This is a genomic window from Nocardia sp. NPDC050717, from assembly GCF_040654275.1.
Taxonomy (GTDB): domain Bacteria; phylum Actinomycetota; class Actinomycetes; order Mycobacteriales; family Mycobacteriaceae; genus Nocardia.
The window spans coordinates 55,937-82,655 of the sequence record NZ_JBFAHR010000013.1; the positions used below are offsets into that span (position 1 = coordinate 55,937).

Genomic DNA, 26,719 nt, shown 5'->3' on the forward strand with positions numbered 1-26,719 from the left:
GCGGTACCATCCGGGATATGGCCGGACTGAATGTGCGATTCACCGAGGAAGAGCTGGACGCGCTTCGTCAGCGCGCGGAAGCCGAAGGGCGGAGCATGCAGCAGTTCGCCCACGATGCCGTCATCGCGGCGATCAACGAGCGTTCGCGGCTGTTCAACGAGGCCGCCGACCATGTCCTGCGAGTGAGCGAAGAACTGAACCGCAGGCTCGCGTGATGCAGTATCTGGCCCTGCCCGAGCTTTTGGCATTGGCGGCTCGGCTCGGCACGCCGGATGTCCGTGATTACGGACTGCTCGATTCCGCGCTCGCACGGCCACAGTCGAGCGTGTTCGGCCAGGACGCCTATCCGGATCTGTGGCAGAAGGCCGCCGCCCTGATGGAGTCGCTGGCCCGCAATCACGGACTGGTCGACGGGAACAAGCGGATCGCCTGGTATGCGACGTGGGTGTTCGTGCACCTCAACGGTTGTCCGTTGGACGAGACGTTCGACGTGGACCGGGCCGAGGCATTCGTACTCGCGGTCTGTCAGGGGCAGCTCGACGTGCCCGCCATCGCGAAGGAACTCGTCCGGTTCGCGCGGTAGATCGTGGGCGGGGGCACTGGAGTCCCACGACTCATCCTGGGTACACGAACGGTGGGCCGGGCTGATCGAATCAGCCCGGCCCACCGTGCTCGCGAAGCCGGTGCTCAGCTCGCCAGTTCGGCACCGAGGGCGAGCAGGTGGGGGGTGGCGCCGCCGAGGGCGAATTCGTTGTGTTTGGCGGCGGTGAAGTAGTTGTGGGTGATGTGGTCGCGGTCGATGCCGAGGCCGCCGTGCACGTGGACGACGGTGTGGGCGACCTTGTGGCCCGCGTCGGCCGCCCAGAACTTGGCGATGTGCACGGACTCGGCGGCGGGCAGGCCCTCGCTCAGGCGCCAGGCGGCCTGGGTGACGGTCAGGCGCAGGCCGCCGATGTCGATGTAGGCGTCGGCGAGGCGCTGGGCGACCGACTGGAACGAGCCGATGGCCTTGCCGAACTGCTCGCGGGTGCGGGTGTGCTCGGCGGTGATCTCGAGCGCGCGCTCCAGCGTGCCCAGTTGCAGGGCCGACAGGCCGAGCCAGGCGTGCTCGCGCAGCCAGGTGAGGATGTCGGCGCCGGACTCGACGGTGCCGAGCAGCGTGGCCGGGGTGGCGGCGAAATCGACGACGAACTCAGGGCTCAGGTCGACGACCTGCTGCGCGGTCCTGGTCACCGAGGCGTGCTCGGGATCGACGACGAACACGGCGGGACGACCGGACACGCTGGCGGGCACCAGGATCCGTTCTGCCCGGTCCGCGTAGGGGACGGTGGTCGCGGAACCGGTCAGCGTCCACGCGTCGCCGGCGGCTTCGGCGCGGATGGCCGGCGCGTCGGTGGTGGCGCGCAGTTCCTCGGCCAGCGCGGCCGTCAGCACGACCTCGCCGGTGCCCGCCCTGGCGGCCAGCTGACGCTGCTCGGCATCGCCGAAGCGGGCCAGCGCGCCGGCGCCGAGCACGATCGAGGACAGGTAGGGCACCGCGGCGACGACCCGGCCCAGCTCGCGCAGGATCGCGGACTGTTCGAGCGTGCCGAAAGCGCTGCCGCCCAGGTCTTCCGGCAGGGCGGCGGCGAGCACGCCGGTCTCGGCGAGCGACTTCCACAGCTGCTCGTCGTAACGGCCCTGGACGTCGAGTTCGCGCAGGCGGTCGGCGGTGACGAGCTTGGCGCAGATCTCGCCGGTCAGCCGGGCGAGGTCGGTCTGCGCTTCGGTGGGTGTGAAATCCATGAGGAGATACCGGCTTTCGAGATCAGCGGGCGGCGGCGGGCTGGCGCAGGGCGGTCATGGCGATGATGTCGCGCTGCACCTCGTTGGTGCCGCCGCCGAAGGTGAGGATCAGCGCGGCCCGGTGCATCCGCTCGAGCCTGCCGAGCATCGCGGCGCCGGGGGAGTCCTGGCGCAGATAACCGTGTGCGCCGACGACTTCCATGAGCAGGCGGTAGGCCTCGGTGGCCAGTTCGGTGCCGTAGACCTTGCACGCGGAGGCGTCCCACGGCTTGGGCGCCGCCTCGCCGCCCTGGTCGGCGCGGCTGGCGATCTCCCAGTTCAGCAGCTTGAGGTATTCGACCTTGGCGTAGACGCGTGCCAGGTTCAGGCGCACCCACTCCTGATCGATGACCCGCTTGCCGTCGGGGCCGGTGGTCTCGCGGGCCCACTGCACCGTCTGGTTCACCGCGAGCGAGAGCGGACCGGCCGAGGTGAGCGCGACCCGCTCGTGATTGAGCTGGTTGGTGATGAGCGACCAGCCGCCGTTCTCCGGACCGACCATCGACGACGCGGGCACGCGCACGTCCTGGTAGTAGGTGGCGCTGGTGTCGGGCCCGGCCATGGTGTGCACCGGCGTCCAGGAGAACCCCTCGACATCGGTGGGCACGATGAACATCGTGATGCCCTTGTGCTTCTTGGCCGTCGGATCGGTGCGCACGGCCAGCCAGATGTAGTCGGCGTAGGCGATCAGGCTCGTCCACATCTTCTGGCCGTTGATCACGAAGTCGTCGCCGTCGCGCACGGCGGCGGTGCGCAGCGAGGCCAGGTCGGTGCCGGCGCCCGGCTCGGAGTAGCCGATGGCGAAGTGCAGTTCACCCGAGGCGATCTTGGGCAGGAAGAACTTCTTCTGCTCCTCGGTGCCGTACTGCATGATCGTCGGCGCGACCGAGTTCAGGGTGAGGAAGGGGACCGGCGCGCCGGCGATGGCCGCCTCCTCGACGAAGATCAGCTGATCCATCGTCGTGCGATCCTGGCCGCCGTACTCCTTGGGCCAGCTCAGGGTGAGCCAGCCGTCGCGGCCCATCTGACGCACGACCTCGCGGTAGACATCGCCCTCGCCGTACTCGCCGGTCTGCAGGCTCAGCGCCTTGCGCCGCTCCGGCGTCATCAGGCGGGCGAAGTACTCGCGCAGCTCGGCGCGCAATTCTTCCTGCTGCGGCGTATACGCGACGCGCATGGGTTCTACCTCGGTATCTGCTGCGAAACGGGCGGTGGCGGGGCAGAGGGGGTACGCCCCGCCGAAACCGATCATTGCATATGAACTGGAACATGTTCCAGTATTGACAGTGAATCGGCGCCGGTTCCGCTCCGTGGACAGTCCTGTCCGGGTTAGGGTCGCCGAGACCGCATGGAAGGAAGTTCTCATGAAGATCATCGTCGATTTCGACCGGTGCGAAGCGAACGGCGTGTGCGTTGGAATCGCCCCTGACATGTTCGAACTCGATGACGACGACAACCTGCACGTCGCCGATGCCGAGGTCGACCCCGATCGGGTGGCCGATGCGGAGGAGGCGGTGGCGCAGTGTCCGAAGGCCGCGTTGAAGTTGGCGTGATCGGCACTTGTCGTAAAGTGCAACACGTTCTAAAGTCGGCCCGATGAGTGTGATGCAGACTTCACTGGACGGCCGGGTCGCCATCGTCACCGGCGCCGGCGCCGGGCTCGGCCGGGCCGAGGCCCTCGCCCTGGCGGCGGCGGGCGCGGCGGTCGTCGTCAACGACCTCACCGAGGACGCGGCGGCCGAGACCATCGCCGCGATTCGCGAACTCGGCGGCAAGGCGGAGTTCGTCGGCGGCAGCATCGCCGAGCGGTCGACGGCCGACGCGCTCATCGCGACCGCCCAGGAATCCCTCGGCGGCCTCGACATCGTCGTCAACAACGCGGGCATCACCCGCGACCGCATGCTGTTCAACATGTCCGACGAGGACTTCGACGCGGTGATCGCGGTGCACCTGCGCGGCCACTTCCTGCTGTCGCGCAACGCGGGCGCCTACTGGCGCGCGGCGTCGAAGGCCGCGGGCGAGCCGGTCTACGGCCGGCTGGTCAACACCTCCTCGGAGGCGGGCCTGCTCGGACCGGAGGGGCAGGCGAACTACGGCGCCGCGAAGGCGGGGATCACCGCGCTGACGCTCTCGGCCGCGCGTGGGCTCTCCCGGTTCGGCGTCCGGTCGAACGCGATCTGCCCGCGGGCCAGGACCGCCATGACCGAGGCCGTCTTCTCCGAGGCCCCCGAGGGCACGGTCGACCCGCTCGCGCCCGAGCATGTCGCCCGGCTCGTCGCCTACCTGGCCTCACCGGCCGCCGACGCGGTGAACGGGCAGGTGTTCGTCGTCTACGGCCCGATGGTCGCCCTCATGGCGGCGCCCGAGGTCGAGCAGCGCTTCGACGCGGCGGGCGCGGAATGGTCCGACGCCGACCTCGCCACGACGCTGTCCGGCTACTTCTCCGAACGCCCCGCCGACCATACTTTCTCGGCGCGCGCGCTCCGCGATCTGGGCTGATTTCCGGCACCGCGGTTTGCCAGATGTTGGCCCGCCGCAACCTCCGGCCCTCATGTCTGTCGTGTTGTGTTGAACGCCGGTCCAGCTATTGGTAGACATGAGCGTCGAGGTGTGTGACGGCTCACAGGAGGTGAAACGTATCCGGTCAGCACACGTTTCAGTTTCGGTGCCAATTTTCTTGAAAATGTACTGGTAAAAGTCTTTCCAAACGCCAGACATCAACAGGAACATGTTCTAGTGTTTGGGCAGTCTTCAGAACGGGGTGGCGGTGAAGTACGGGTACGCGGGTCACACGATCCGCCCGTCGACGAAGGAGGAATTCGCATGAACGACCTCCTTGCTGTCCCGTTGCGGGCGGTCGGCGGATTCTTCGAACTCGGCGCGGACGTGGCCAAGGCCGCCGTCCGTCGCCCGTTCCAATGGCGCGAGTTCATCGATCAGTCGTGGTTCGTCGCCCGCGTCTCGATCGTGCCGACCCTGCTGGTGGCGATCCCGTTCACGGTGCTGGTGGTGTTCACGCTCAACATCCTGTTGCGCGAGATCGGCGCCGCCGACCTCAGCGGCGCGGCCGCCGCGTTCGGCGCTGTCACGCAGGTCGGGCCCATCGTCACCGTGCTGATCGTGGCGGGCGCAGGCGCCACCGCGATCTGCGCCGACCTCGGCGCACGCACGATTCGCGAAGAGATCGACGCGATGAAGGTGCTCGGCATCGACCCCATCAGCAGGCTGGTCGTGCCGCGCGTGCTCGCGTCCATGTTCGTGGCGCTGATGCTCAACAGCCTCGTCTGTACGGTCGGTATCGTCGGCGGTTTCGCGTTCTCGGTCTTCCTGCAGGGGGTGAACCCCGGCGCGTTCGTCAATGGCATTCCGCTGCTGACGAATCTGCCCGAGCTGATCATCTCCGAGGTGAAGGCGGGCCTGTTCGGTTTGATCGCGGGAATGGTCGCCTGCTATCTCGGGCTGCAGGTGAAAGGCGGACCGAAGAGTGTCGGCGACGCGGTCAACCAAACGGTGGTATTCGCCTTCATGGCGCTGTTCGTGGTGAATGTGGTCGTCACCGCGATCGGCCTGAAATTCACGGTGCGGTGACCGAAATGGCATTCATTGTTCGCAGCAAGTTCCCGCGCACTGTCCGCCGCTTCGACCGCGCGTCGAAATCCGTGGATTCCCTTGGTGAGAAGGCGATCTTCTTCGTCAAGGCGCTCGGCTCGGTGCCGCGCGCGCTGGTGCACTACCGCACCGAGACCATTCGGCTCATCGCCGAGATCAGCATGGGCAGTGGCGCGTTGGCGGTGATCGGCGGCACCGTCGTCATCGTCGGCTTCCTGACCCTGATGGCCGGCGGCACCATCGCCGTGCAGGGCTACAGCTCGCTCGGCAATATCGGCGTCGAGGCGCTGACCGGCTTCTTCGCCGCCTTCATCAATGTCCGCATCGCGGCGCCGGTGATCTCCGGTATCGGCCTGGCCGCCACGATCGGCGCGGGCGCGACCGCTCAGCTCGGCGCGATGCGCGTGGCCGAGGAAATCGACGCGCTCGAGTCCATGGCCATCCGGCCGGTGCCGTTCCTGGTCGGCACCAGGGTGCTGGCCGGGCTGATCGCCATCGTGCCGCTCTACGCGCTCGCGGTGATCGCCTCCTTCCTGGCCAGCCGCTTCGCGACGGTCGTGATCTACGGGCAGTCGGCGGGCGTCTACGACCACTACTTCTCGACGTTCCTCATTCCGAGCGACATCCTGTGGTCGTTCGCGCAGGCGATCGTCATGGCGCTGGCCGTCATGCTGATCCACACCTACTTCGGCTTCACCGCCGCGGGTGGGCCGGTGGGCGTCGGTATCGCGGTGGGTAACGCGGTGCGGGCATCGCTGGTCGCGGTCGTCACTGTGACGCTGCTGATCTCGCTGGCCATCTACGGCACCTCCGGCAACTTCCACCTCTCGGGATAGCGCGATGGATACCAATAGGTTCGTTGCCGCACTGCAGGGTGGGCTCGGGCGCAAGCTCGCCGCCCTCGCGCTGGTCGGCCTGCTCGTCGCCGGTGCCTCGCTCGCGATCGCACTGTTCCAGGGCGCGTTCACCAACACCGCCGTGGTGCTGGTGGATACGCCACGCACGGGTCTGGTCCTCGATCCCGACGCCAAGGTGAAGGTGCGCGGAGTCGAGATCGGCCGGGTCACCGATATCGCCCTGCGCAACGACGGTGCCCAGCTGCGCCTCGAGGTCGACCCCGATCAGCTGAAGCTGGTGCCCGCCAATGCCGGCGTCGACATCCGGTCGACCACGGTGTTCGGCGCCAAGTACGTGAACTTCATCGTCCCTGAGCAGCCCGCGGCCAAGGCGCTCGCGCCCGGCAGCACCGTCTCGGTGAGCTCGGTGACGGTCGAGTTCAACACGCTGTTCCAGCACCTGTCCGACGTGCTCGCCCAGGTGGAGCCGGAGAAATTGAACGCGACGCTGACCGCGCTCGGCACGGCGCTGGAGGGCCGCGGCGACAAGATGGGCGACCTGCTGGTGCGCTCGGATCGCTATCTGCGCGAACTCAATCCGTACCTGCCGACGCTGCAGTCCGACCTGGACAAGACCGCGGCGGTGACCGGCCTCTACGGGGAGGTGACCGACCCGCTGCTGCGCACCGTGGACAACGCGACCGGCACCTCGCGGACCATCTCCGAGATGCAGGGCCAGCTCGACAACGTGCTCGTGAACGTGATCGGGCTGTCCGACACTGTCGGCTCGGTGCTGCGCGAGAACGAGCACGATCTGGTGACCGCGCTCGACCTGCTGCGGCCGACGACGGGCCTGCTGTTCGAGTACGCGCCCGCGCTGGGCTGCGTCATCGACGGACTCGGCCCGCTGATGCCGATCGCCGAGGACATGATGGGCGGGCTGTTGCCTGGTGTCGGCATGAACGCCAGCTTCATGCTCGGCGCCGAGCCCTACACCTACCCGAAGGACCTGCCCAAGGTGAACGCCACCGGTGGCCCGCGCTGCGAGGGCGTGGTGGACCGGGTGCCGGACAGTCATTCGGACTATCTGGTGACCGACACCAGCGAGGGTGCGGTGTACACGCCGAACACCCAGCACGAATTCCACGGTGTGCCAAAGGTGTTCCAGCTGCTGCTGGACGGACTGCCGGGAGTGACGCGGTGAGGAACACGGCAACGACGATCAAACTGGCGATCTTCACCGTGGTGATGACGCTGGTGTTCGCCGGCCTGGCGATCGTCTTGAGTCAGGCGCGGTTCTCCAGCGAGAACGGCTATCGCGCGGTGTTCACCAGTTCCTCGGGCATGCTGCCCGGCGCCAAGGTGCGCATCGCCGGTGTGCCGGTGGGGTCGGTGACCTCGGTGAAGGTCGGCGACGACAACCTCGCCCACGTCGAGTTCGATGTCGACACCAAGTACGCCGTGCTGGCAAGCACCCGCGCGGCGATCAAGTACGAGAACCTCGTCGGCGACCGCTACCTGGAACTGCTGGAGGGCCCCGGCTCGGCTCGGCGGCTCTCCGACGGCGACACCATCGGCCGCGAGCAGACCCAGCCCGCCCTGGATCTGGATCTGCTGCTCGGCGGCTTCAAGCCGCTGCTGCGTGGACTCGACCCCGCGCAGGTGAACGATCTCACCGCGGCGCTGTTGCAGATTTTCCAGGGTCAGGGCGGCACGCTCGTCTCGCTGCTGAACAGCGGTGGCAGCTTCACCAAGACCCTGGCCGACCGGGACGCGCTGATCGGCAGCGTGATCGACAACCTGAACACCGTGCTCGCCACCATCAGCGATCGTGGCGACCAGTTCGCCACCACCATCGAGGAACTGCAGCGCCTGGTCAGCGACCTGTCCGCGCAGCGCGACCCGATCGGCAACGCGTTGCCGCGGATCGCGGGCGCGACGCAGGAGGTCAACGACCTGCTCGTGCAGGCCCGTCCTGATCTGCGCAACACCATCGAGCAGACCGGCAGGCTCGCCACGAACCTGGACGAGGGCTCCGATCACATCGAGTGGGTGCTCGGGAAACTGCCGGACACCTACAAGAAGCTCATCCGGATCGGTGCCTACGGCTCCTTCCTGCAGCTGTACATCTGCGGCACCAACTTCCTGGTCACCGGCCCCAACGGGCTGCCGATGGAAGTGCACGCGCCGGGTCTGCAGGCGACCGGAAGGTGCACGCCCAATGAATGAGAACAAATCGTCGGCGGCGACGATCGGCATCGTCGGCGTGGTGCTGGCGGTGACGATCTCGCTCGCGACACTGCAATTCACCGAACTGCCCTTCATCCGTTCGGGCGCGACCTTCACCGCGAACTTCCTGGACGCGGGCGGCCTCGTCCCCGGCGACCCGGTGCATGTGGCCGGCGTGCGTTCCGGCGAGGTACGGGAGGTGAGCCTGGACGGTGCCAAGGTCCTGGTGAAGTTCGACCTCGACGAGTCGATCGTGCTGGGGGAGAAGACGACCGCCGCGATCAAGACCAACACCGTTCTTGGCCGCAAGTCGCTGGACGTGGTCCCGAGTGGTCCCGGCGCGATCGGCACCCGCGACACGATTCCGGTCGAGCGCACCACCTCGCCCTACTCGCTCAACGAGGCGCTGAGCGATCTCGGCGGCACCGTGCGCGATCTCGATCTGGAACAGGTCGACAAGACGCTCGACACCCTGTCGGCGGCCTTCGCCGAGACACCGGGCCCGCTGCGCAACGCGCTCGACGGTGTCACGGCTCTCTCGCGCAGCATCAACGCGCGCGATCAGGCGCTGACCGATCTGCTGGCCAGGGCGCAGAACGTCACCAAGATCCTGGCCGACCGCAGCACCCAGCTCAACACGCTGCTCCTCGACGGCAACGAGCTGCTCGGCGAGCTCGACCGGCGCCGGGCCGCGATCAACCAGCTCGTCGTCTACGTCGACGATGTGGCCAGGCAGCTCTCGGGCCTGGTCGCGGACAACGAGCCGCAGATGCGGCCGACGCTGGACCGCCTGAACTCGGTGCTCGCGCTGCTCCAGCGCAACGAGCAGAACCTCAACGAGGCCCTCGACGGCCTCGGCCCCTATGCCGCCGCGCTCGGTGAGCAGGTCGGCAACGGGCCGTGGTTCAACGCCTACGTGGTGAACGCGACCAGTACCGAACTGCGCCCGCTCGTCGACGCGCTGGTCTGGCCCGAACAGGTGCCGCAGGACCTGATCGACATCTTCACCAACCCGAGGACGCCGTACATCGCTCCTGCCGAGGAGGATCCCCCGCGATGAGCTTGACCCAGCAGGTGCGCGGGTTGCCGCGCTGGACGATCGCGGTGGCGGTGGTGGTGATCGCGGCGCTGGTGGCGGTGGGTCTCTACCTCGTCACCGGTGGCGGCAAGAACAAGGTGACCGCGGCGTTCACCTCGACGACCGGCCTCTACGAGGGCGACGAGGTGCGGGTGCTCGGCGTCACCGTCGGCAGCATCGACTCGATCGAACCCGGCCAGGGCCAGGTGCGGGTGACGATGAGCATCGACAGCAGCGTCGACCTGCCCGCCGACGCGCGCGCCGTGATCATCGCGCCGTCGCTGGTGTCGGCCCGCTTCGTGCAGATCGCGCCCGCCTACAGCGGCGGACCGAAACTGGTCGACGGCGCGCAGATTCCGCTCGAGCGGACCGCGGTGCCGGTGGAGTGGGACGAGATCAAGGCCGAACTGACCAAGCTCTCGGCGGCGCTCGGTCCGGTCGGTGACGACAAGCAGGGCTCCTTCGGCCGCTTCGTCGACACCGCGGCCGACAACCTCGACGGCAACGGGCAGAAGTTCCGCGACACCCTGCGCGAGCTGTCCGCGACCTTGACCACCCTCTCGGACGGGCGGACCGACCTGTTCGGCACCATCCGCAATCTGCAGAAGTTCGTCGAGGTGCTCTCGGCGAGCAACGAGCAGATCGTGCAGTTCAGCGGCAGGCTGGCGTCGGTGTCCTCGGTCCTGGCCGGCGCGTCGGAAGACCTGGGCGCCGGATTGGACAGCCTCGACATCGCGCTCGCCGATGTGAAGCGTTTCCTCGACGGCACCGGCGGCGAACTGACCGAAGGTGTCGAGAAGCTCGCCGATGTCACCCAGACGCTGGTCGACAAGCGGCCCCAGATCGAGCAGGTGCTGCACTCCGGCCCCACCGCGATGGTGAACTTCTACCAGCTCTACAAGCCCGCGCAGGGTTCGCTCACCGGCGCTGTCGCACTGAACAACTCGGCCAACCCGCTGAGCTTCCTGTGCGGTTCGATCCGGGCGCTCGAGAACAACAACTCCGACCGGTCCGCGGATCTGTGCGCGGAGTTCCTGGCACCGGTGATCAGTTCCCTGGCGATGAACTACGTGCCGCTCATGACCAACCCCGCCAGCGGCGTGACCGCCTTCCCCGAGCAGCTGGTGTACAGCGACCCGAGCCTGGCCGGCGCGGGTCAGCCGACCCAGGCTCCCGCCGCCGCTCCCATCACCGTGCCCGAAGGTCTTGCCGGGCTTGCCGTTCCAGGAGGACAGCGATGAGGCGGCAACGCACACTCGCCGGGCTGGCCGTCGGCGTCGCCGTCGCGCTCGGCACCACCGGCTGTCAGTTCGACGGGCTCAACTCCCTGCCCATGCCGGGCTCGGAAGGGCGCATGCCCGGCTCGTACACCGTGCGCATCCAGATGCCCAATGTCACCACCCTGACCCGGAATTCGCCGGTCCGGGTGGACGACGTCGAGGTCGGCAACGTCACCGGGATCGAGGTCGAGGGCTGGCACGCGCTGGTGACGGTCTCGCTCAATCCCGATGTCCGGTTGCCCGCCAACGCGGTCGCCAAGATCGGCCAGACCAGTCTGCTCGGCAGCAACCACGTCGAGCTGGCCCCGCCGTCGACCGGCGCACCACAGGGGCAGTTGCGCGACGGCGACGTCATCCCGCTGGACCGGGCAGGCGCCTATCCGACCACCGAGCAGGTGCTGTCCTCGCTGTCGGTGGTGCTCAACGGCGGCGGTATCGCGCAGCTGGAGACGATCACCACCGAGCTGAACGCGATGGTGAACGGCCGCGAGGCCGAGATCGCCGACCTGCTCCCGCAACTCAACGAGCTGACCACCGGCCTGGAACGCCAGACCGGCAGCATCATCGCCGCGATGGAGGGCCTCGACCAGCTCGCGGTCAAGCTGGCGGGCCAGAAGGACGTGATCGCCGCGGCGATCGAACAGATCCATCCCGCGCTCACCGCCCTGGCCGACCGGTCGGCGAACATCACCGCGGCGATCACCGCCCTCGGTGAGCTCGGCGACGTCAGCGAACGGCTCATCCAGGCCAGCGGCGACAACCTGGTGGCCAACCTGCGCAGCCTCGGACCCGTCCTGAAGACGCTGGCCGACACCGGAAACAATCTGATCCAGGCGCTGGGCATCCTGCCGACGTTCCCCTTCCCGATCAGGAACATCGACAACGCGATCATGGGCGACTACATGAACCTGTTCATCACGTTCGACCTGACCGCCAGCCGGCTCGACAGCAACTGGCTCACCGGTACCCCGCTCGGCGGTCGCTTCGGTGGTGTCGAGGGTGTCGTCGGTTCGTTCGCGCCGTCGACCGCCACCGACACGGCCGACCCGTTCGCGCCCCCGCAGGCCCCCGCGCCCGCGCCGAGTATTCCCGGGCTGCCCGCCATTCCCGGCCTGCCCGCCATCCCCGGTATCACCGCGCCGCTGCCCGGTCAGGAAGGGGCGGGTCGATGACACTCACCCGGTTCGTGCGAGTCCAGCTCGCGATCTTCGCGGTGCTCACCGTGATCGGGCTCGTCGTCATGGGCGGTACCTATCTACAGGTGCCCGCGATGCTGGGGATCGGCCGGTACGCGGTCACCGTGCAGCTGGCGGCCACCGGTGGGCTCTATCCCACGGCCAATGTCTCCTACCGCGGCCAGAACATCGGCAAGGTCGAGGCGGTGCGGCTGACGACGGCGGGCGTCGAAGCGGATCTGTCGATCGACAGCGACTACAAGGTGCCCGCCGATTCGAGCGCCTGGGTGCGCAGTGTCTCCGCCATCGGCGAGCAGTATGTCGACCTGGTGCCCAGTGAGCAGCCGTCCGACGGGCATCTGCGCGACGGCTCGGTGATCCCCGAGCAGCGCACGCACCTGCCCCAGGACGTGGGCGCGATGCTGGACCAGGCCGACAAGTTGCTCGCGACGGTCGCCGACACCCGCCTGCGTCAGGTGATCGACGAGGCGTTCCTCGCCTTCAACGGCGCGGGGCCCGATCTGCAGCGGTTCATCGACTCGGCGGCGCTGCTGGTGCAGCAGGCCGAAACCGATATCGAGCCGACCAAGAAACTGCTCGACCAGATCGGTCCGCTGCTGGACACCCAGACCCGCTCCGCGGACGACATCCGTTCCTGGACCGCGGATCTGGCCATGGTCACCGACCAGTTGCGCGAGCACGATCCCGCGCTGCGCAGCCTGCTGGACAACAGCCCCGCCGCGATGGAGACGGTGAGCAACCAGTTCCAGTCGCTGCGGCCAACGCTGCCGCTGCTCGCCAGCAATCTGGTGAGCCTCGGGCAGGTGGGCGTGACCTACAACGCGAGCCTCGAACAGCTCATGGTCGTGTTCCCGCCGCTGATCGCCGCGCTGCGCACCGCCATCCGCGGGCCGGCGAAGTACGGCGTGATGGTCGACTTCATGACCGTTCTCAACGACCCGCCCGCCTGCACCACCGGCTTCCTGCCCGCCGACCAGTGGCGCGAGCCGAGCGACCTGACCCCGATGGACACCCCACCCGGGCTGTACTGCAAGGTGCCGCAGGACTCGAACATCGCGGTGCGCGGCATCCGCAACACGCCGTGCATGGAGTTCCCCGGCCGCCGGGCCCCCACTCCCGAACTGTGCCGCACCGGGTATGTGCCGGAAGGCAACAACCCGCCGTTCGGCCCGGTTCAGCCCGTCGCTCCGGCGTCGGCACCGGCAGGCGCATCGACGGGCGGTGTGACCCCCGCCGCAGCGCGCCCCTATGATCCGTCGACAGGCGCCTATCTGGGCACCGACGGACGCACGTACCGCCAAGGTGACATCGCCGCGGACGGCTCGGGCACCGTGCCGGCCAGCTGGCAGGCGATGTTGGAGGAACAGCAACGATGAACGACAACGACAACCGCCGCCCACGTCGGCGGGCCGCGCGCACGGCCGGTCCGCCGGTCGAGGAGACGGCAGCCGGAACGGTCACCATCAGCAAGAGCGAAACCGTATCACCGGCGGCGGTCGCCGATGTGACGGTGAAGGTCACCGACGCGCCCGCGAAGACCGAGGATGCGACGGTCAAGCTCGTCGAGCCGACCGCCGAGTCCGAGGGCGCGACGGTGAAGTTGGCCAAGACCGACGACACGACGGTGCAGCTCGCCAAGCCCGGCGTGAAGTCCGCCGACGCCACCGTGAAGCTCACCGACGCCGAGCCCGCGGATGCCACCGGGAAACTCACCGCGAGCGAACCGGTCGACCTGGACAAGTCCACCGACGACCCGGCACCGCGCAAGCGCGGAACCGTCCTGGCGCTGGCGGCGGCGATCGTGCTCGTGCTCGCCCTGGTCGTCGGCGCAGGTTTCGCCGCGTTCACCGCCTACTCGGTGAACAAGGACGAGGACCTGCGCGCGCAGTACACCGAGACCGCCCGCCAGGCGGTGCTGAACCTCACCACGATCCGCGCGCAGACGGCCAAGGAGGACATCGACCGGATCCTGTCGGTGGCCTCCGGTGACTTCAAGACCGAGTTCGACGGCCGTGTCGATCCGTTCATGGAGGTCGTCAAGCAGGCGAACGTGGTCTCCACCGGCGAGGTGGTCGAGTCGGGCATCGTCACCGCGGATGCCGAATCCGCGCAGGTGCTCGTCGCCGCCAAGCAGACGGTGAGCAACAACGGCTCGCCCGAACCGCAGTCCAGGCAGTACCGGTTCCGGGTGACGGTGACGAACGCCGACTCCGGAATGACCGTGTCGAAGGTGGAGTTCGTCGGATGAGCCAGCGTTTGAAGATCGTCTTCGGCGGCTTGGCCGCCCTCGGCCTGATCGCCGCGATCGTGCTCGGCGTGAGCGGCTATCAGCTCTGGCAGCACGACCGGACCGAGCAGGCCCGCTCCGACGCGATGAGCACGGCCAGCCGCACCGTGAGCGCCATGTTCACCTACGAGCCCGCCACCGTCGACACCGAACTGCCGAAGGCGGCCGACGGGCTGACCGAAACCTTCCGCAACGACTACCTGAAGCTGATCAAGGAAGCCATCGCGCCCGGCGCCAAGGAGAAGCAGCTCACCGTCAAGGCCACCACCCAGGCCGAGGGCGTCGTCTCCGCCGAGCCCGAGCACGCCGTGGTGCTGCTCTACCTGAACCAGCTGACCACCAGCAAGGACACCCCGGACGGCAGTACCTCGGGCAGCCGGGTGCGGGTCTCGCTGGACAAGTCCGGTGACCGCTGGCTGGTCTCCCAGGTGACGCCGGTCTGAGCCACTCCGTCCGTCGGTCCGGCCTGTCCTCAGGCCGGGCCGCGGTCGTTCCTGGGCAGCCGGACGATGAACGTCGCGCCGCCGCCCGGCGTCGGCGTGACCTCCACCGTGCCCTGGTGCGCCGCCACCAGCGCGGCCACGATGGACAGGCCGAGGCCGGTGCCGCCGCTGCTGCGGGCGCGTGAGGTGTCGGCGCGGTAGAACCGTTCGAAGATCCGGGCGGATTCCTCGGGGCTCAGGCCGGGGCCGGTGTCGGCGACCTCCATGCGGACCTCGTCGGCGGCCGGGGTGAGCCGGACGGTGATCGCGGTGCCGTCCGGTGTGTGCGTGCGCGCGTTGTTGAGCAGGTTGGTGAGGATCTGGCGGAGGCGGTGCTCGTCGCCGCGGATCTCCAGGGTCCCGGTGCCCTCGGCGATCTCGAGGGTGATCGGGCGGTGCTCGCCGGCGGCGGCCTCGACCGCGCGGGCACTGTGCACCGCGTCGCCCGCCAGCGCGAGCAGGTCGACCGGCCGCAGGTCGACGGGGCGTTGCGCGTCCAGCCTGGCCAGCATCAGCAGGTCCTCCACCAGCAGACCCATCCGCTGGGCCTCGTGCTCGATGCGGTTCATGAACAAAGCGGGATCGTCGGTCGCGCCCTGCCGGTACAGCTCGGCGAAACCACGGATGGTGGTGAGCGGGGTGCGGAGTTCGTGGCTGGCGTCGGCGACGAAGCGCCGCATGCGCGCCTCGGATTCCCGCGCGGCGGACTCGGAGGCCGCGGTGGCGGCGAAGGCCTGCTGGATCTGGGTGAGCATGCTGTTGAGCGAGCGCGACAGCCGGTCGACCTCGGTGTCGTTGCCGCGCACCGGGATCCGGTGGTGCAACTCGCCGCCGGCGATGGCGGCCGCGGTCGCCTCGACCCGCCGCAGCGGCCGCAAGCTGCCGCGCACCACGAAATAGGCGGCCACCGCGAGCACGGTGAGCACCACGGCGCCGACGATCACCAGCAGCACGACGAGTCGGCGCAGCGTCTCGGTGTTCTCGGCCAGCGGCCAGGCGACCGTCGCGCTCGCGCGGGGGCCGTGCACCGTCAGCACCCGCCACAGCTCGGAGGGATCGCCGACCGAGCCGACCGTGACGGGTTCCGGTGCGGGGGGATCGGGCAGCGCGGGCTGAGCGTCGGTACCGAAGACGTTGTCCAGGGTGATGTTCCTGGTGCCGTCCGCGCTCTGCGCGTGCACGTAGTAGCGGCCGGGTGGCTGCGTGTCCGGTGCCGGGGTCGGTAGCGGCGTCGGAATGCCCACCCGCCGTTCCCATTCCATCGCGGCATCGGTGAGCTGCTGGTCGGTGCGGTTGCGCAGCGAGTTCTCCATCGCCTTCGTGACGATGATGCCCGAGGCGAGCAGCCCGAGCCCGGCCAGCAGCACCAGCGTCACGACCAGGGTCACCCGAAGTGGGATGGCCGAGAGGTGAACGCGCGGAAGGGTCTTCACCGTTTCGCTGGTTCCCGCATGACGTATCCGACACCGCGCAGGGTGTGGATCAGTCGCTGCTCGCCGGTGTCCACCTTCTTGCGCAGGTACGAGACATAGGTTTCCACCACCCCGACCTCACCACCGAAGTCGTAGCGCCACACGTGATCCAGGATGCGCGGCTTGCTGAGCACACTGCCCGCGTTCACCATGAAGTACCGCAGCAGCGTGAACTCGGTGGGGGACAGGGCCACCGGCTCGCCCGCCTTCCACACCTCGTGGGTGTCGTCGTCGAGTTCGATGTCGGCGAAGCGCAGCCGGGTGTTCGCGGGCGCCTCGGCCGCCTGGCCGGAACGGCGCAGGATCACCCGCAGCCGGGCCACCACCTCCTCGAGGCTGAACGGCTTGGTGACGTAGTCGTCGGCGCCGAGGGTGAGTCCGGTGATCTTGTCCTCGACCTCGTCGCGCGCGGTCAGGAACAGCACCGGCGCGTCGATGCCGTCGGCGCGCAACCGGCGCAGCAGGCCGAAGCCGTCCATGCCGGGCATCATCACGTCGACGATCAGCGCCTGCGGCCGGAACGAGCGCGCCCTGTCCAGGCCCTCGGCGCCGTCGGCGGCCGTGGCCACCTCGAACCCCTGGTAGCGCAGGCTCACCGCCAGCAGTTCCACGATCATCGGTTCGTCGTCGACGACGAGCACCCGCGCCTCGGGTGCTTCAGGCACACCGCTCATGAAACCCATGGTCCACCACCCCGCTGGGAGGTGGCTGGACCATGGCTGTGAGGTTGCTGTGTGCCGTCAGCGCGATTCGCCGAAGACGTCGGAGTCCTCGCTGAGCAGGGCGGATCCGGCGATGTTGCCGTGCGAGAGCGAATCGAGGAAGGCCCGCGCCCAGCGCTCGACATCGTGGGTGAGCACCTGGCGGCGCATCGAGCGCATCCGGCGGCGCTTGGTGTCGCGGTCGTCGTCGAGCGCGCCGACGATGGCGTCCTTCACGCTGTCCAGGTCGTGCGGGTTGCACAGGTAGGACTGGCGCAGCTCGGCCGCCGCGCCGGTGAACTCGCTCAGCACCAGGGCGCCGTTGAGGTCGCTGTGGCAGGCCACGTACTCCTTGGCGACCAGGTTCATCCCGTCGCGCAGCGGCGTCACCAGCATGGCGTCGGCGGCGACGAAGAAGGCGATCAGTTCGTCGCGGGGGATCGGGCGATGCAGGTAGTGCACCACCGGGTAGCCGACGCGGGCGAACTCGCCGTTGATCCGGCCCACCTGGCGCTCGATGTCGCCGCGCATCTTGATGTAGCTCTGCACGCGCTCGCGGCTCGGTGTGGCCAGCTGCACCATCACCGTCTCGCCGGGGTCGACCCGGCCCTCCTCCAGCAGTTCCTGCAGCGCGTTGAGCCGGATGTCGATGCCCTTGGTGTAGTCGAGGCGGTCGACACCGAGCATGATGTTCTTCGGATTGCCCAGCTCGGCGCGGATCTTGGCCGCCCGCTCGCGCACCGACCGGCGCCGCGAGTGCTCGTCCAGCTCGGCGGAGTCGATCGAGATCGGGAACGCGCCCACCCGCACCGTACGGAAGCCGACCTGGACGACGCCCAGCTTGGAGCGCACGCCGATGGTGCCGCGTGAGGTGGGCTGACCGGCCAGCCTGCGGGCCAGGTAGAGGAAGTTCTGCGCGCCGCCGGGGAGGTGGAAACCGATCAGGTCGGCGCCGAGCAGGCCCTCGACGATCTCGGTCCGCCACGGCATCTGCATGAACAGCTCCACCGGCGGGAACGGGATGTGCAGGAAGAAGCCGATGGTGAGATCGGGCCGCAGCATCCGCAGCATCTTGGGCACCAGCTGCAGCTGGTAGTCCTGCACCCAGACCGTCGCGCCCTCGGCGGCCACCTTCGCGGTCTCCTCGGCGAAACGCCGGTTGACCTCGACATAGGCGGCCCACCATGCCCGGTCGTACACCGGGCGCACGATCACGTCGTGGTACAGCGGCCACAGCGTGCCGTTGGAGAACCCCTCGTAGTAGTCCTCGACCTCTTGCGCCGTCAGCGGCACCGGATGCAGTTCCAGCCCGTCCTCGATGATCGGCTGGACCTCGACGTCCGGAACGCCTGCCCAGCCGACCCAGGCCCCCTTGTTGCTGCGCAGGACCGGCTCCAGCGCGGTCACCAGCCCGCCGGGGCTGCGCTTCCAGCGGGTCGTCCCGTCGGGCAGGCGCTCGAGGTCGACCGGCAGCCGATTGGCGACGACCACGAAGCCCGAACCCGCACCGCTCGGTGCGGGCGCGACGGACTCGCTGTTCTCGGACGGACGGTCGTTGGACTGTTTATCGATCATCTGGTCCACTCACGCAATCCTTTGTGCGTCGCAGGGTCCCGCTTTGAGGTTGTGGTAGTCGGGGAGGGTCAGCTGGGGCCGATGCCGAGCATCGACAGCAGCATCCGGCACTCGTCGGCGTCTTCGGCATACGCCGCGACGACGCGCTGTGCCTGGCGAGCGGTCTCGTCGGCCAGTGGCTCGAGCTCGTCGTCGGCGATGTCGTTGGCGCTGCTCTTGGCGGCCATAGTGGTACGTCCTCCCGGTTTCCAAACGCTCTGCGTGCGAGTAGTCAATACTATCGGTCGCCGGTGCACGGCCGATGAACTCCCGACCCGATCACCCCACCCCGGTGCAGTGTCGAGGCGGTCCCGTTACCGTGGGCATCGGAGAGTTCGACCCCGCAGAGAGGTTTGTTTCATGCCACTGGCCACGGTGAACGGCATCGCACTGAACTATCAGGTCAAGGGCGACCGTACCAAGGGCACCGACGTCAAGGGCGGCGGTCCGCTGGTGGTGTTGATCATGGGCACCGGGTCGCCTGGTCGGGTATGGGAGCTGCATCAGGTGCCCGCCCTGGTCGCGGCCGGGTACCGCGTCTGCGTCTTCGACAACCGGGGCATCGCACCGTCCTACGAGGGCGCGGGCGGCATCCGGATCGAGGAACTGGTCGCCGACACGGCCGCGCTGATCGAGTTCCTCGACGAGGGGCCGGCCCTGGTCGCGGGCACCTCGATGGGCGCGCGGGTCGCCCAGGAGCTGGCGCTGGCCCGCCCCGACCTGGTGCGCAAGGCCGTCTTCATGGCCGGGCACGGCAGGCTCGACCAGTTCCAGAAGACCCTCTCGGCCGGTGAGCAGGATCTCGACGCCGCCGGGGTGAAGCTGCCGCCCAAGTTCGAGGCCGCGCTGACCGCGGTGATGAATCTGTCACCCGCGACGATGGCCGACACCAACGCGGCCCGCGACTGGCTCGACCTGTTCGAGTTCACCGGCGGAACCGCCACCCCCGGAATCCGGGCCCAGCGGGCGATGGACCACGAGTTCGACCGGGTGGCCGCCTATCGTGCGATCACGGTGCCGTGCTTGGCAATCGGCTTCGCCGATGACAGAATGATCCCGCCTTATCTGTCGCGGGAGGTCGCCGACGCCATCCCGGGCGCCCGGTACCAGGAGATCCCCGACACCGGCCACTACGGCTACCTGGAACGTCCCGAGGCGGTCAACAAGATCCTCCTCGATTTCTTCGCGGCTTGACAGCTCAGGCTGAGGTAACCACCAACGCGTAACGTCAGCCTTGCTAGTGTCGACACAACGCCCGGGTACGCACTCGGAGCGATCCCGTACACAGCGCCAGTATCCAGTGAGGTGAAATTGAGCACCAACCCCTTCGACGACGAGGACGGCCGCTTCTTCGTTCTGGTCAACGACGAAGAGCAGCACTCCCTGTGGCCCGCGTTCGCGGAGGTCCCGGCGGGTTGGCGTGTCGTGTTCGGCGAAGAGAGCCGGGCCGCGTGCGTCGAATACGTCGAGAAGAACTGGACCGATATGCGTCCCAAGAGCCTGCGCGACGCGATGGCCGCCGACGATGCGGCCCGCGCCCAGTCCTGAGCAGTACCCACCGATACTGCGCCGGGACATCAGCTGAGCGCGCGGCCGCGTGGCTCCTACCGATGCCATGCGGCCGCCGCGCCCCGCTATGATGGTCGCTGCCCTCCGGGGCCGCACCCACCCGCCTCCTTAGCTCAGTGGTAGAGCACCGCTCTTGTAAAGCGAAGGTCGTCAGTTCAATCCTGACAGGGGGCTCAGCTTCCGAAGCCTCCGAACCGCCGCGGTTCGGAGGCTTCGGCCGTTTCCTCGTGGGATCATTGGTTGTGGATCCCGTAGCGAAGCTCGATTTCTGCCGTGCCCTTCACCTCGACGGTCCGCTCGCCGGGCGATCCGGCTATGCGATCAACGCGATCGGCTACCGCTGCGGATTCAGGATCGCCGATCAGATCGGCACCTATGAGGTGGTCGCGCTGAGCGAGGACGGTCGCCCGGCCGAACTCCGCATGGTCGAAGTCCGCACGGTGTAGTGCCACCAGGTCGACGACGAGCGCGCGCCGACCTGACCGTCGGCCCCGGCAGCACCCGCCTATCGCGTCGACGGGTCCGTCGGCTTCGGTTTCGGCGCGTGCTCGGCGAGCCACCGGGTGATCCCCCGCAGGCGGCCGGGCGCGATGATGCCGAGGATCAACAGGGCGAAGGGGAAACCGAAGAGGACGGTGGGGATCAGGTACAGCAGATCCGCCGCGGCCCACAGCGGACTGTGGAAAGCGTAGGAGTTGGCGCCGATGTCGATCAAGCGCGGTCGGGCCGTCACCGTCTCGCCCGCACTCACGCCGTAGAGGCGAATTGTGCTGTCGTCGGCGATCACGCGGCCCTCGCCCGGGTCGCCGCGGCCCATGCTGAAGCTTGTTGATCCCTCGGTGACGACCACCTGCGTCGGCTCGCCGTAGCCGAGCCAATAGGCGAAGACATTGATCGGCTGACTGACGAAGAACAATGTCGCGGAACCCAGGCAGAATCCGAGAGCAGCGAGCAACAGATAGACCGGAAATGGTGTCCGCTTCGGTTCGGTGGTGTTCGACATGGTTCCCCCCAAGTTGTGCGTTTACTGTGTCTACCAAGCTTTTTCGCGAGCCGGGTCGACCGCCTGCTCGATGAGACGGTCGAGTTCGGTGGCGAGCTGGGCCGAGGTGACGGGAAAGGCCTCGACGCGTTCGCCCTCGCGGAACAGGTAGCGGCCGTCGTCGATGTAGTCGACGATCTGCAGGCGCGTGCCGCCCTCTTTCCAGCCGTCGAGGGCGGGGCCGAGATCGACGCGGAACTCGGCATAGGTGCGGAAGGGGCGCTTCAGGAAGCGGGTGGCCAGTTCGCCGGGAGTGCGGCGGGAGCCGGGGGCTTGGGGTTCGGTGAGCTCGTCGCGGTGGACGTTGAAGCCCTGCTGCCTGCCCGGCCGAATCGCGGGCAGGACCGCGATCAGGCGCTGGGTGATGGTCTTCGCCGGCCGCAGATAGATCAGGATGTTCGCGCCCTGGCCGTATTCGGCGCCGGGGATCTGCGCGGCGACGACACCGTTGCCTGCCTCGGTGGCCGCGCAGGCACGGACCATGCGCGTGCGGCCGTCGAAGCGATGACCGAAGAGTTCCACGCGCAGTTCGGGATGGGCCAGCGCGTGCAGGGCGTGATAGAGCGATTCGTCGGAGCCGATCTTGGCGATCAACGCGTCCGCGGCGCGGCGGCACTCCTGATCGAACTCGTCCTGGGTTTCGACGCCCGAGGTGAAGGTGAGCGGCCACGGCATCCGGTCGCGGCCGAGTGTTTCCCAGGCGACCCAGAATTCGAACGGGGTCAGTTCCCAGGCGTCGGTCATGCGTCGCCGCCGATCACCGGCGGTACGTGCGGGCGGTCGGGGCCGAGCAGTTCCTCGTGCACCCCGCGCAGGTAGTCGGGGGCCTTGTGCTCGTCCTCGTCGTCCTTGCCGCCGCGTGCGCCAGGTGCCATCCCACCCATGCCGCCCATGCCGGCGCGGCCGGCCGCCCCGGTGCCGGGGGTGCCCGCGGTGCCGGCGCGCTGCGGGCTCTGCGCGCCGGCGCCGGGCACGGCCGTACCCGTACCGGGCGCGCTCGGGCTCCCGCCACCACCGCCGCCCGGGGCGCCGCCGCCGGGAGACCCGCCGCTGGGCGTGCCGCCGCCGGGTGTGCCGGTCGGTGTGGTGGCGGCTGGTGCGGTGCTGTCGGGATCAGTCGCGGCGGGCGAGGTGGTGTCCGGGTTCTCGGTTGTCTCCGGGTCGGCCGTCGCGGAGGTGTCGTCGGTCGTGTCGTCCGGGTCCGCTGACGTCGGATCGGTCGGCGTGGTCGCGGGCGTCGTGTCGCCGGGGTCGGTGGTCCCGTTGTTCGTGCCGTTGGTGCCGTTCGTGCCGCCGTCGGTCGTGCCGCCGTTCGGCCGGTAGGTGGTGCCGTCGTCGGTCGGGTTGCCGGACTGCGGCTTCGTCGGCGCGGGCACCTTCGGAACCTGGGTGTCGGACTGCAGCGCGACAGGCCGGTAGACGGTGTTCATCACTTCGCGGGCCGCGGCCTGCGCGGCTTCGGCGCGCGCGGTGCTCGCACTGTCCATCGCCAGGCCCGACATCGGCGACAGGATCTGGACGATGACGCCCATCTTGGTATCGGACTGGCTTTCCGACTCGTGCGGCACCGAATACTTCACCTGCTGGAACCCGGACCGGGCTTCGGCCATCTTGTTGGCGATGAGCCGCGCCGCCTGATCCACCTTGTGGATATCGGCGAGGTACTGCCTGGTGCTGGCCAGCGCCTGGGTCGCCGCGCTGCCCGCCCACCCGCGCTCCATCTCCTTCTGGATATTGTCGTGGAACGTGGTGGCCTTGGCGGTGGTGTCGTCGGCGAGCTGGGTCCAGCCCTGGATGCTGGTGCTCATCTGGGTGATGTCGATCGAGTCGACGAACTGCATGATCCGCGAATGGGGCATGTCGTGGAAGCTCTCCATCACGCCGCCGAGCCGCTGCGGATCGTATTCGCCGGTGAACCCGGCGGCCAGCGCGCTGTTGGCGGCGTAGAGATCGGCACGTTCCCGGTTGCCGTCGGCCTGCGCGGTGAGCTCCGAGTCGGTGGCGCTCACGTCGGAATCGAACAGCTCACCGACGCGGCCCGCCAGCGTCGGGATCGTGGTCCGCGGATTCGCGAGATCCGACAGGAACTCTCCGAGCGACATGTCTCCCCCTGAGGTCAGTCGAGCGTGGTCGTCTGCTGCTTGATGGCCAGCTGCGTCGCTTCGTCGCAGTTCTTGTACGCCGCACCGGCTTTGCGGTACATGTCGGCCATTTGGGTGAGGATCTCGATGTGCTTGGTGGCGGCGTCGAGGTAGGACCCGGAGCCTTCGCCGCCCTCGGCCAGGTTGGCGAACTTCTTGGCTAGCTCTTTGGCAGAGGCGAGGTCACCGAATGAATCGGCGTCGACCATCCTCCTGGTTCGCAGCGAGAGCCCACGCAGATCCGCGATGTAGTCGTCACACCACTTGGCACACCGTTCGGCGGCATCGGCCTCGATGATCAGGTGACCCGCCGCCGCCTGACCGGCCAATGTTTGGAATTCTCTCGCCAGAACGTTCTCGGCCATTGCTGATCCTTCCTCGACTCGACGTGTCCGCGGCTATCGCGGGATATACGCGACGAAGTGCGGAGCCGCGTTGCTCGCCAACGAGCACGGATCTGTCGGAGACTTGCTGTCGACGAACTTGCTCGCGTTGATCAGCGCTCTTCCCTGGCCGGTTTCGATCGCGAGTTCGCACTCGACTGGAGGCTGCTCCGTGCCGATGTAGAACTGCAAGGCCTTTCGATCGCCGACAGTCACCTCTTTGAAGTCGTGGTATCGATCGTTCGCGCGAATCTCGTCCATTGTGTAGACCGTGGACATGAAGGAGATGAAGTGCCCATCGGCAGTCCAGCCACATCCCTTCCATTCAGCGCGCGGCACGGAGAACAGGTTGTCGTCCTTGGACGCTGGGTCCAGCCCGGCTGCGGTCAAAGCCCCGTCCGGCACCGTGCACGGATCGAACAACTGCTCCTTCGTCAACGGCGCCCCACTCACCTCGGGCTGCCCACTGACCTCCTCGGAACACCCGGCGAGCACCAGCACGGCGCAGGCCCCGGCGGCCAACCCGATCAGTCGCATCGTCTCTCCCTTTCCGCGCAACCCACTCGATAGTCTTTGACGCGGCCGGGGCCGGTTCGGTTCCCGCTCGGCTCAGGCGGGGACGTTGGCTTCGTGGCCGAGGGTGCGGAGGGCGGCCTTGATCTTGGACTGGGCCTCGTCGAGGGATTCGGGGGAGGGGTCGGTGTCGGCGCCGGAGATGTCGAAGTCGCCCATGGTGTAGGCGGGGAAGACGTGGGTGTGCAGGTGGGGGACCTCGAGGCCGGCGATGAGCAGGCCGGCGCGTGGCGCGTCGAAGGCGAGGCGGACGGCCTGACCGATCGTCTGGGCGAGGCCGGTCATCCTCGCCATGACGGCGGGGTCGACGTCCTGCCACTGGTCGATCTCGGCGCGCGGCACGATGAGGGTGTGGCCCTGGGTGACGGGGGCGATGGTGAGGAAGGCGACGAATTCGTCGTCGGTCCAGACGAAGCGGCCGGGGAGCTGTCCTGCGATGATCGCGCTGAAGACGGATGCCATAGCCGCGAGCCTAACTAGATCCCGACGAAATGCGACAGGATGCCCTGGACCTCGTAGATGTCGACCTGGCGGTTGAACCGCTGCTTGACCGGCTCGTTGCCGCTGCCGATCCAGATGTAGAGCTCGGCGTCGAGGTCGAAGGTGCCCGCTGTCTCGACGGCGAAATGGGTGATCGAGCGGTACGGGATGCTGTGGTAACTCACCTTGCGCCCGGTGACGCCCTGTTTGTCGACCAGGATCAGACGGCGATTGGTGAACAGCATCGCGTCGCGGACCAGGATGAACGCCGAATACACCTGCTCACCCTGGCCGAACAGCTTGGCGTACTCCTGCTGGGCGGCGGCCGGGTCGATGCGACCCGCGTTGCCCATCATCCCGTCGAGCAGACCCATGACGTTCTCCCCTCGCCCGTTCCCGGCGGTGACGTGCCGCCGACCCCATTGTCCCCCAAGCGAACCCGCCGCGGGTGCCCCGCGCGGGTGAATTCCCGGTGCGGGCCGGGGGAGGGGAACCGTGGTCACCGTCACCGGATATTGCGACTCGATGGCAGGCCGGGGCGTGCGAAGTGCGTGCGAAGTGCGCGACTAATCTGTGGACCGTGCGCGTACTCGTCATCGGTTCCGGAGCCCGTGAACATGCCCTCGTCCTGGCGCTGCGCCGGGATCCGTCGGTGACGGCGGTGATCGCGGCCCCCGGCAATCCCGGCATCGGCCAGCAGGCCGAACTACGCCAGGTCGACCCCTGCTCGGCAGAGGCCGTCGTCGCGCTCGCGACCGACGTGGCCGCCGACCTCGTGGTGATCGGGCCCGAGGTGCCGCTGGTGCTCGGCATCGCCGACGCCGTGCGCGCGGCCGGTTTCCCGGTGTTCGGCCCGTCCGCGGACGCGGCCAGGATCGAGGGGTCCAAGGCGTTCGCCAAGGACGTGATGGCGGCGGCGGGCGTGCGGACCGCGCACAGCGAGATCGTCGACAACCCGGCCGACCTGGACGCGGCGCTCGATCGCTTCGGCCCGACCTGGGTGGTCAAGGACGACGGCCTGGCCGCGGGCAAGGGCGTGGTGGTGACCGCCGATCGGCGCGCAGCCCGCGATCACGGCGCCGAGCTGCTCGAACAGGGCCATCCGGTGCTGCTGGAATCGTTCCTGGACGGACCAGAGGTGTCGCTGTTCTGTCTGGTCGACGGCGAGACCGTGGTCCCGCTGCTGCCCGCGCAGGACCACAAGCGCGTCGGCGACGGCGACTCCGGCCCCAACACCGGCGGCATGGGCGCCTACACCCCGCTGCCGTGGCTGCCCGCCGAGACGCTGACCGAGATCGTCGAGGACGTGGTGAAGCCCGTCGCGGCCGAGCTGGTGCGCCGGGGCAGCGCGTTCTCCGGCCTGCTGTACGCCGGGCTCGCGGTCGGGTCGAACGGGCCCGCCGTCGTCGAATTCAATTGCCGCTTCGGCGATCCCGAGACCCAGGCCGTGCTGGCCCTGCTCGACAGCCCGTTCGCCGAGCTGCTGCACGCCACCGCCACCGGCCGCCTGGCCGAGGTCGAGCCGCCGCGCTGGAAGGACGGCGCCGCGATCACCGTCGTCCTCGCCGCCGAGAACTACCCGGCCCGCCCGCGCACCGGCGACGTGATCACCGGCGCCGAGGACAGCCTCGACGGCGACACCCTCGTCCTGCACGCGGGCACCGGCCAGCGCGAGGACAAGGCCCTGGTCTCCGCGGGCGGCCGCGTCCTCAACGTCGTCGGTGTCGGCGCCGACCTCGCCCAGGCCAGGGAACGCGCCTACACGCGCCTGGCCCAGATCAAGCTCCCCGGTAGCCACTTCCGCACCGACATCGGCGCCACCGAGGTCGTCATCCCGGAACGGGCGGTCGCGGCCGAGTAGTTCCGGCGCTCAGGTCAGGCTGAGGCCGTGAAGGGCCAGCCGAGGCTCACCCGGGCTGAGGC

31 protein-coding genes and 1 tRNA gene are annotated in these 26,719 nt (G+C 68.5%); 19 read left to right on the forward strand and 13 right to left on the reverse strand.

Annotated elements, in window-relative coordinates; all coding sequences use genetic code 11:
- Positions 1-17 precede the first annotated feature (17 nt).
- Together AB0H56_RS23920 and AB0H56_RS23925 are read left to right on the forward strand one after the other, a co-directional pair.
- On the forward strand, positions 18-215 hold the full coding sequence (locus tag AB0H56_RS23920; protein WP_280338823.1) for an Arc family DNA-binding protein: 198 nt from the start codon (positions 18-20) through the stop codon (positions 213-215).
- Positions 215-583, forward strand: coding sequence for a Fic family protein (locus AB0H56_RS23925; RefSeq protein ID WP_357167270.1), 369 nt, complete (start codon positions 215-217; stop codon positions 581-583). The genes AB0H56_RS23920 and AB0H56_RS23925 overlap by 1 nt, the downstream gene beginning before the upstream one ends.
- A 104-nt stretch (positions 584-687) precedes the next feature.
- On the opposite strand, the gene AB0H56_RS23930 is transcribed toward AB0H56_RS23925, so the two are convergent.
- Positions 688-1,785, reverse strand: a complete 1,098-nt coding sequence (locus AB0H56_RS23930; protein WP_357167272.1) for an acyl-CoA dehydrogenase family protein — start codon at positions 1,783-1,785, stop codon at positions 688-690.
- Between the two features lie 22 nt (positions 1,786-1,807).
- The gene (locus AB0H56_RS23935) at positions 1,808-3,001 is read right to left on the reverse strand and encodes an acyl-CoA dehydrogenase family protein (RefSeq protein WP_357167274.1); all 1,194 of its coding nucleotides are present in this window, start codon (positions 2,999-3,001) and stop codon (positions 1,808-1,810) included.
- Positions 3,002-3,188: 187 nt separating this feature from the next.
- Between AB0H56_RS23935 and AB0H56_RS23940 the strand changes: the two genes are divergently transcribed.
- The 12 genes from AB0H56_RS23940 (at position 3,189) to AB0H56_RS23995 (ending at position 14,782) form a co-directional block, all read left to right on the forward strand.
- Complete coding sequence (locus AB0H56_RS23940; protein WP_280340003.1) at positions 3,189-3,377, forward strand: ferredoxin; 189 nt, start codon at positions 3,189-3,191, stop codon at positions 3,375-3,377.
- Between the two features lie 43 nt (positions 3,378-3,420).
- Positions 3,421-4,323: a 3-oxoacyl-ACP reductase gene (locus tag AB0H56_RS23945; RefSeq protein ID WP_357167276.1), complete on the forward strand. Its 903-nt coding sequence runs from the start codon at positions 3,421-3,423 to the stop codon at positions 4,321-4,323.
- Positions 4,324-4,647: 324 nt separating this feature from the next.
- Positions 4,648-5,412 carry an ABC transporter permease gene (locus AB0H56_RS23950; RefSeq protein WP_110037446.1) on the forward strand — a complete coding sequence of 255 codons (765 nt, stop codon included), beginning with the start codon at positions 4,648-4,650 and terminating at the stop codon, positions 5,410-5,412.
- A gap of 5 nt (positions 5,413-5,417) precedes the next feature.
- A complete protein-coding gene (locus AB0H56_RS23955) occupies positions 5,418-6,269 on the forward strand; it encodes an ABC transporter permease (protein WP_357167278.1) in 852 nt (283 codons plus the stop codon).
- Between the two features lie 4 nt (positions 6,270-6,273).
- On the forward strand, positions 6,274-7,473 hold the full coding sequence (locus AB0H56_RS23960) for an MCE family protein (protein ID WP_357167280.1): 1,200 nt from the start codon (positions 6,274-6,276) through the stop codon (positions 7,471-7,473).
- Positions 7,470-8,498 carry an MCE family protein gene (locus AB0H56_RS23965; RefSeq protein WP_357167282.1) on the forward strand — a complete coding sequence of 343 codons (1,029 nt, stop codon included), beginning with the start codon at positions 7,470-7,472 and terminating at the stop codon, positions 8,496-8,498. The genes AB0H56_RS23960 and AB0H56_RS23965 overlap by 4 nt, the downstream gene beginning before the upstream one ends.
- Positions 8,491-9,558, forward strand: a complete 1,068-nt coding sequence (locus AB0H56_RS23970; protein WP_357167284.1) for an MCE family protein — start codon at positions 8,491-8,493, stop codon at positions 9,556-9,558. Before AB0H56_RS23965 ends, AB0H56_RS23970 begins: the two co-directional genes overlap by 8 nt.
- Positions 9,555-10,817 (forward strand): MCE family protein, encoded by a 1,263-nt coding sequence (locus AB0H56_RS23975; protein ID WP_357167286.1) that lies wholly within the window; start codon positions 9,555-9,557, stop codon positions 10,815-10,817. The genes AB0H56_RS23970 and AB0H56_RS23975 overlap by 4 nt, the downstream gene beginning before the upstream one ends.
- Positions 10,814-12,028, forward strand: a complete 1,215-nt coding sequence (locus AB0H56_RS23980) for an MCE family protein (protein WP_357167288.1) — start codon at positions 10,814-10,816, stop codon at positions 12,026-12,028. The genes AB0H56_RS23975 and AB0H56_RS23980 overlap by 4 nt, the downstream gene beginning before the upstream one ends.
- Positions 12,025-13,428, forward strand: a complete 1,404-nt coding sequence (locus AB0H56_RS23985; RefSeq protein ID WP_357167290.1) for an MlaD family protein — start codon at positions 12,025-12,027, stop codon at positions 13,426-13,428. Before AB0H56_RS23980 ends, AB0H56_RS23985 begins: the two co-directional genes overlap by 4 nt.
- The gene (locus tag AB0H56_RS23990) at positions 13,425-14,300 is read left to right on the forward strand and encodes a hypothetical protein (protein WP_357167292.1); all 876 of its coding nucleotides are present in this window, start codon (positions 13,425-13,427) and stop codon (positions 14,298-14,300) included. Before AB0H56_RS23985 ends, AB0H56_RS23990 begins: the two co-directional genes overlap by 4 nt.
- Positions 14,297-14,782, forward strand: coding sequence for a h domain protein (locus AB0H56_RS23995; protein ID WP_357167293.1), 486 nt, complete (start codon positions 14,297-14,299; stop codon positions 14,780-14,782). Before AB0H56_RS23990 ends, AB0H56_RS23995 begins: the two co-directional genes overlap by 4 nt.
- A 29-nt stretch (positions 14,783-14,811) precedes the next feature.
- Here the strand turns inward: AB0H56_RS23995 and AB0H56_RS24000 are convergent, their stop codons facing one another.
- The 4 genes from AB0H56_RS24000 to AB0H56_RS24015 all read right to left on the reverse strand — a co-directional run bounded on the left by AB0H56_RS24000 (position 14,812) and on the right by AB0H56_RS24015 (position 18,796).
- Complete coding sequence (locus AB0H56_RS24000) at positions 14,812-16,209, reverse strand: HAMP domain-containing sensor histidine kinase (RefSeq protein ID WP_357167295.1); 1,398 nt, start codon at positions 16,207-16,209, stop codon at positions 14,812-14,814.
- A 41-nt stretch (positions 16,210-16,250) separates the two neighbouring features.
- The gene (locus AB0H56_RS24005; protein ID WP_357167297.1) at positions 16,251-16,967 is read right to left on the reverse strand and encodes a response regulator transcription factor; all 717 of its coding nucleotides are present in this window, start codon (positions 16,965-16,967) and stop codon (positions 16,251-16,253) included.
- Positions 16,968-17,033: 66 nt separating this feature from the next.
- Positions 17,034-18,569 (reverse strand): trehalose-6-phosphate synthase, encoded by a 1,536-nt coding sequence (locus AB0H56_RS24010; RefSeq protein ID WP_357167299.1) that lies wholly within the window; start codon positions 18,567-18,569, stop codon positions 17,034-17,036.
- A 68-nt stretch (positions 18,570-18,637) separates the two neighbouring features.
- Entirely contained in the window at positions 18,638-18,796 is a 159-nt protein-coding gene (locus AB0H56_RS24015; protein WP_019044795.1) for a hypothetical protein, read from the reverse strand.
- A gap of 172 nt (positions 18,797-18,968) precedes the next feature.
- Here AB0H56_RS24015 and AB0H56_RS24020 point away from each other — a divergent pair, with 172 nt between their 5' ends.
- From AB0H56_RS24020 to AB0H56_RS24035, 4 genes are all read left to right on the forward strand, one after another.
- A complete protein-coding gene (locus tag AB0H56_RS24020; protein WP_110037435.1) occupies positions 18,969-19,802 on the forward strand; it encodes an alpha/beta hydrolase in 834 nt (277 codons plus the stop codon).
- A gap of 117 nt (positions 19,803-19,919) precedes the next feature.
- Positions 19,920-20,156, forward strand: a complete 237-nt coding sequence (locus AB0H56_RS24025; RefSeq protein ID WP_022565839.1) for an MbtH family protein — start codon at positions 19,920-19,922, stop codon at positions 20,154-20,156.
- Positions 20,157-20,279: 123 nt separating this feature from the next.
- A tRNA-Thr gene (locus AB0H56_RS24030) sits at positions 20,280-20,351 on the forward strand.
- 68 nt (positions 20,352-20,419) lie between these two features.
- A complete protein-coding gene (locus AB0H56_RS24035; protein ID WP_357167301.1) occupies positions 20,420-20,623 on the forward strand; it encodes a hypothetical protein in 204 nt (67 codons plus the stop codon).
- A 59-nt stretch (positions 20,624-20,682) separates the two neighbouring features.
- Here the strand turns inward: AB0H56_RS24035 and AB0H56_RS24040 are convergent, their stop codons facing one another.
- The 7 genes from AB0H56_RS24040 to AB0H56_RS24070 form a co-directional block, all read right to left on the reverse strand.
- Entirely contained in the window at positions 20,683-21,180 is a 498-nt protein-coding gene (locus tag AB0H56_RS24040) for a hypothetical protein (protein ID WP_357167303.1), read from the reverse strand.
- Between the two features lie 30 nt (positions 21,181-21,210).
- On the reverse strand, positions 21,211-21,963 hold the full coding sequence (locus AB0H56_RS24045) for an ESX secretion-associated protein EspG (protein ID WP_357167305.1): 753 nt from the start codon (positions 21,961-21,963) through the stop codon (positions 21,211-21,213).
- Positions 21,960-23,321: a hypothetical protein gene (locus AB0H56_RS24050; RefSeq protein WP_357167307.1), complete on the reverse strand. Its 1,362-nt coding sequence runs from the start codon at positions 23,319-23,321 to the stop codon at positions 21,960-21,962. The genes AB0H56_RS24045 and AB0H56_RS24050 overlap by 4 nt, the downstream gene beginning before the upstream one ends.
- Before the next feature lie 14 nt (positions 23,322-23,335).
- Positions 23,336-23,725: a hypothetical protein gene (locus AB0H56_RS24055; protein WP_357167309.1), complete on the reverse strand. Its 390-nt coding sequence runs from the start codon at positions 23,723-23,725 to the stop codon at positions 23,336-23,338.
- Between the two features lie 33 nt (positions 23,726-23,758).
- On the reverse strand, positions 23,759-24,280 hold the full coding sequence (locus AB0H56_RS24060) for a DUF3558 domain-containing protein (protein ID WP_357167310.1): 522 nt from the start codon (positions 24,278-24,280) through the stop codon (positions 23,759-23,761).
- Positions 24,281-24,352: 72 nt separating this feature from the next.
- Positions 24,353-24,778 (reverse strand): HIT family protein, encoded by a 426-nt coding sequence (locus AB0H56_RS24065; RefSeq protein ID WP_110037429.1) that lies wholly within the window; start codon positions 24,776-24,778, stop codon positions 24,353-24,355.
- A gap of 14 nt (positions 24,779-24,792) precedes the next feature.
- Complete coding sequence (locus AB0H56_RS24070; RefSeq protein WP_110037428.1) at positions 24,793-25,170, reverse strand: PH domain-containing protein; 378 nt, start codon at positions 25,168-25,170, stop codon at positions 24,793-24,795.
- A gap of 206 nt (positions 25,171-25,376) precedes the next feature.
- On the opposite strand from AB0H56_RS24070, the gene purD reads away from it, so the two are divergent.
- Positions 25,377-26,657 carry a phosphoribosylamine--glycine ligase gene (gene purD, locus AB0H56_RS24075; protein WP_357167313.1) on the forward strand — a complete coding sequence of 427 codons (1,281 nt, stop codon included), beginning with the start codon at positions 25,377-25,379 and terminating at the stop codon, positions 26,655-26,657.
- Positions 26,658-26,719: the final 62 nt, after the last annotated feature.

What these genes read in the sequence shown, in the direction of transcription:
- AB0H56_RS23920 (WP_280338823.1), top strand. Translation starts at nt 18, where the DNA reads ATGGCCGGACTGAATGTGCGATTCACCGAGGAAGAGCTGGACGCGCTT.
- AB0H56_RS23925 (WP_357167270.1), top strand. Translation starts at nt 215, where the DNA reads ATGCAGTATCTGGCCCTGCCCGAGCTTTTGGCATTGGCGGCTCGGCTC.
- AB0H56_RS23930 (WP_357167272.1), bottom strand. Translation starts at nt 1,785, where the DNA reads ATGGATTTCACACCCACCGAAGCGCAGACCGACCTCGCCCGGCTGACC.
- AB0H56_RS23935 (WP_357167274.1), bottom strand. Translation starts at nt 3,001, where the DNA reads ATGCGCGTCGCGTATACGCCGCAGCAGGAAGAATTGCGCGCCGAGCTG.
- AB0H56_RS23940 (WP_280340003.1), top strand. Translation starts at nt 3,189, where the DNA reads ATGAAGATCATCGTCGATTTCGACCGGTGCGAAGCGAACGGCGTGTGC.
- AB0H56_RS23945 (WP_357167276.1), top strand. Translation starts at nt 3,421, where the DNA reads ATGAGTGTGATGCAGACTTCACTGGACGGCCGGGTCGCCATCGTCACC.
- AB0H56_RS23950 (WP_110037446.1), top strand. Translation starts at nt 4,648, where the DNA reads ATGAACGACCTCCTTGCTGTCCCGTTGCGGGCGGTCGGCGGATTCTTC.
- AB0H56_RS23955 (WP_357167278.1), top strand. Translation starts at nt 5,418, where the DNA reads ATGGCATTCATTGTTCGCAGCAAGTTCCCGCGCACTGTCCGCCGCTTC.
- AB0H56_RS23960 (WP_357167280.1), top strand. Translation starts at nt 6,274, where the DNA reads ATGGATACCAATAGGTTCGTTGCCGCACTGCAGGGTGGGCTCGGGCGC.
- AB0H56_RS23970 (WP_357167284.1), top strand. Translation starts at nt 8,491, where the DNA reads ATGAATGAGAACAAATCGTCGGCGGCGACGATCGGCATCGTCGGCGTG.
- AB0H56_RS23975 (WP_357167286.1), top strand. Translation starts at nt 9,555, where the DNA reads ATGAGCTTGACCCAGCAGGTGCGCGGGTTGCCGCGCTGGACGATCGCG.
- AB0H56_RS23980 (WP_357167288.1), top strand. Translation starts at nt 10,814, where the DNA reads ATGAGGCGGCAACGCACACTCGCCGGGCTGGCCGTCGGCGTCGCCGTC.
- AB0H56_RS23985 (WP_357167290.1), top strand. Translation starts at nt 12,025, where the DNA reads ATGACACTCACCCGGTTCGTGCGAGTCCAGCTCGCGATCTTCGCGGTG.
- AB0H56_RS23990 (WP_357167292.1), top strand. Translation starts at nt 13,425, where the DNA reads ATGAACGACAACGACAACCGCCGCCCACGTCGGCGGGCCGCGCGCACG.
- AB0H56_RS23995 (WP_357167293.1), top strand. Translation starts at nt 14,297, where the DNA reads ATGAGCCAGCGTTTGAAGATCGTCTTCGGCGGCTTGGCCGCCCTCGGC.
- AB0H56_RS24005 (WP_357167297.1), bottom strand. Translation starts at nt 16,967, where the DNA reads ATGAGCGGTGTGCCTGAAGCACCCGAGGCGCGGGTGCTCGTCGTCGAC.
- AB0H56_RS24010 (WP_357167299.1), bottom strand. Translation starts at nt 18,569, where the DNA reads ATGATCGATAAACAGTCCAACGACCGTCCGTCCGAGAACAGCGAGTCC.
- AB0H56_RS24015 (WP_019044795.1), bottom strand. Translation starts at nt 18,796, where the DNA reads ATGGCCGCCAAGAGCAGCGCCAACGACATCGCCGACGACGAGCTCGAG.
- AB0H56_RS24020 (WP_110037435.1), top strand. Translation starts at nt 18,969, where the DNA reads ATGCCACTGGCCACGGTGAACGGCATCGCACTGAACTATCAGGTCAAG.
- AB0H56_RS24040 (WP_357167303.1), bottom strand. Translation starts at nt 21,180, where the DNA reads ATGTCGAACACCACCGAACCGAAGCGGACACCATTTCCGGTCTATCTG.
- AB0H56_RS24045 (WP_357167305.1), bottom strand. Translation starts at nt 21,963, where the DNA reads ATGACCGACGCCTGGGAACTGACCCCGTTCGAATTCTGGGTCGCCTGG.
- AB0H56_RS24050 (WP_357167307.1), bottom strand. Translation starts at nt 23,321, where the DNA reads ATGTCGCTCGGAGAGTTCCTGTCGGATCTCGCGAATCCGCGGACCACG.
- AB0H56_RS24055 (WP_357167309.1), bottom strand. Translation starts at nt 23,725, where the DNA reads ATGGCCGAGAACGTTCTGGCGAGAGAATTCCAAACATTGGCCGGTCAG.
- AB0H56_RS24060 (WP_357167310.1), bottom strand. Translation starts at nt 24,280, where the DNA reads ATGCGACTGATCGGGTTGGCCGCCGGGGCCTGCGCCGTGCTGGTGCTC.
- AB0H56_RS24065 (WP_110037429.1), bottom strand. Translation starts at nt 24,778, where the DNA reads ATGGCATCCGTCTTCAGCGCGATCATCGCAGGACAGCTCCCCGGCCGC.
- AB0H56_RS24070 (WP_110037428.1), bottom strand. Translation starts at nt 25,170, where the DNA reads ATGGGTCTGCTCGACGGGATGATGGGCAACGCGGGTCGCATCGACCCG.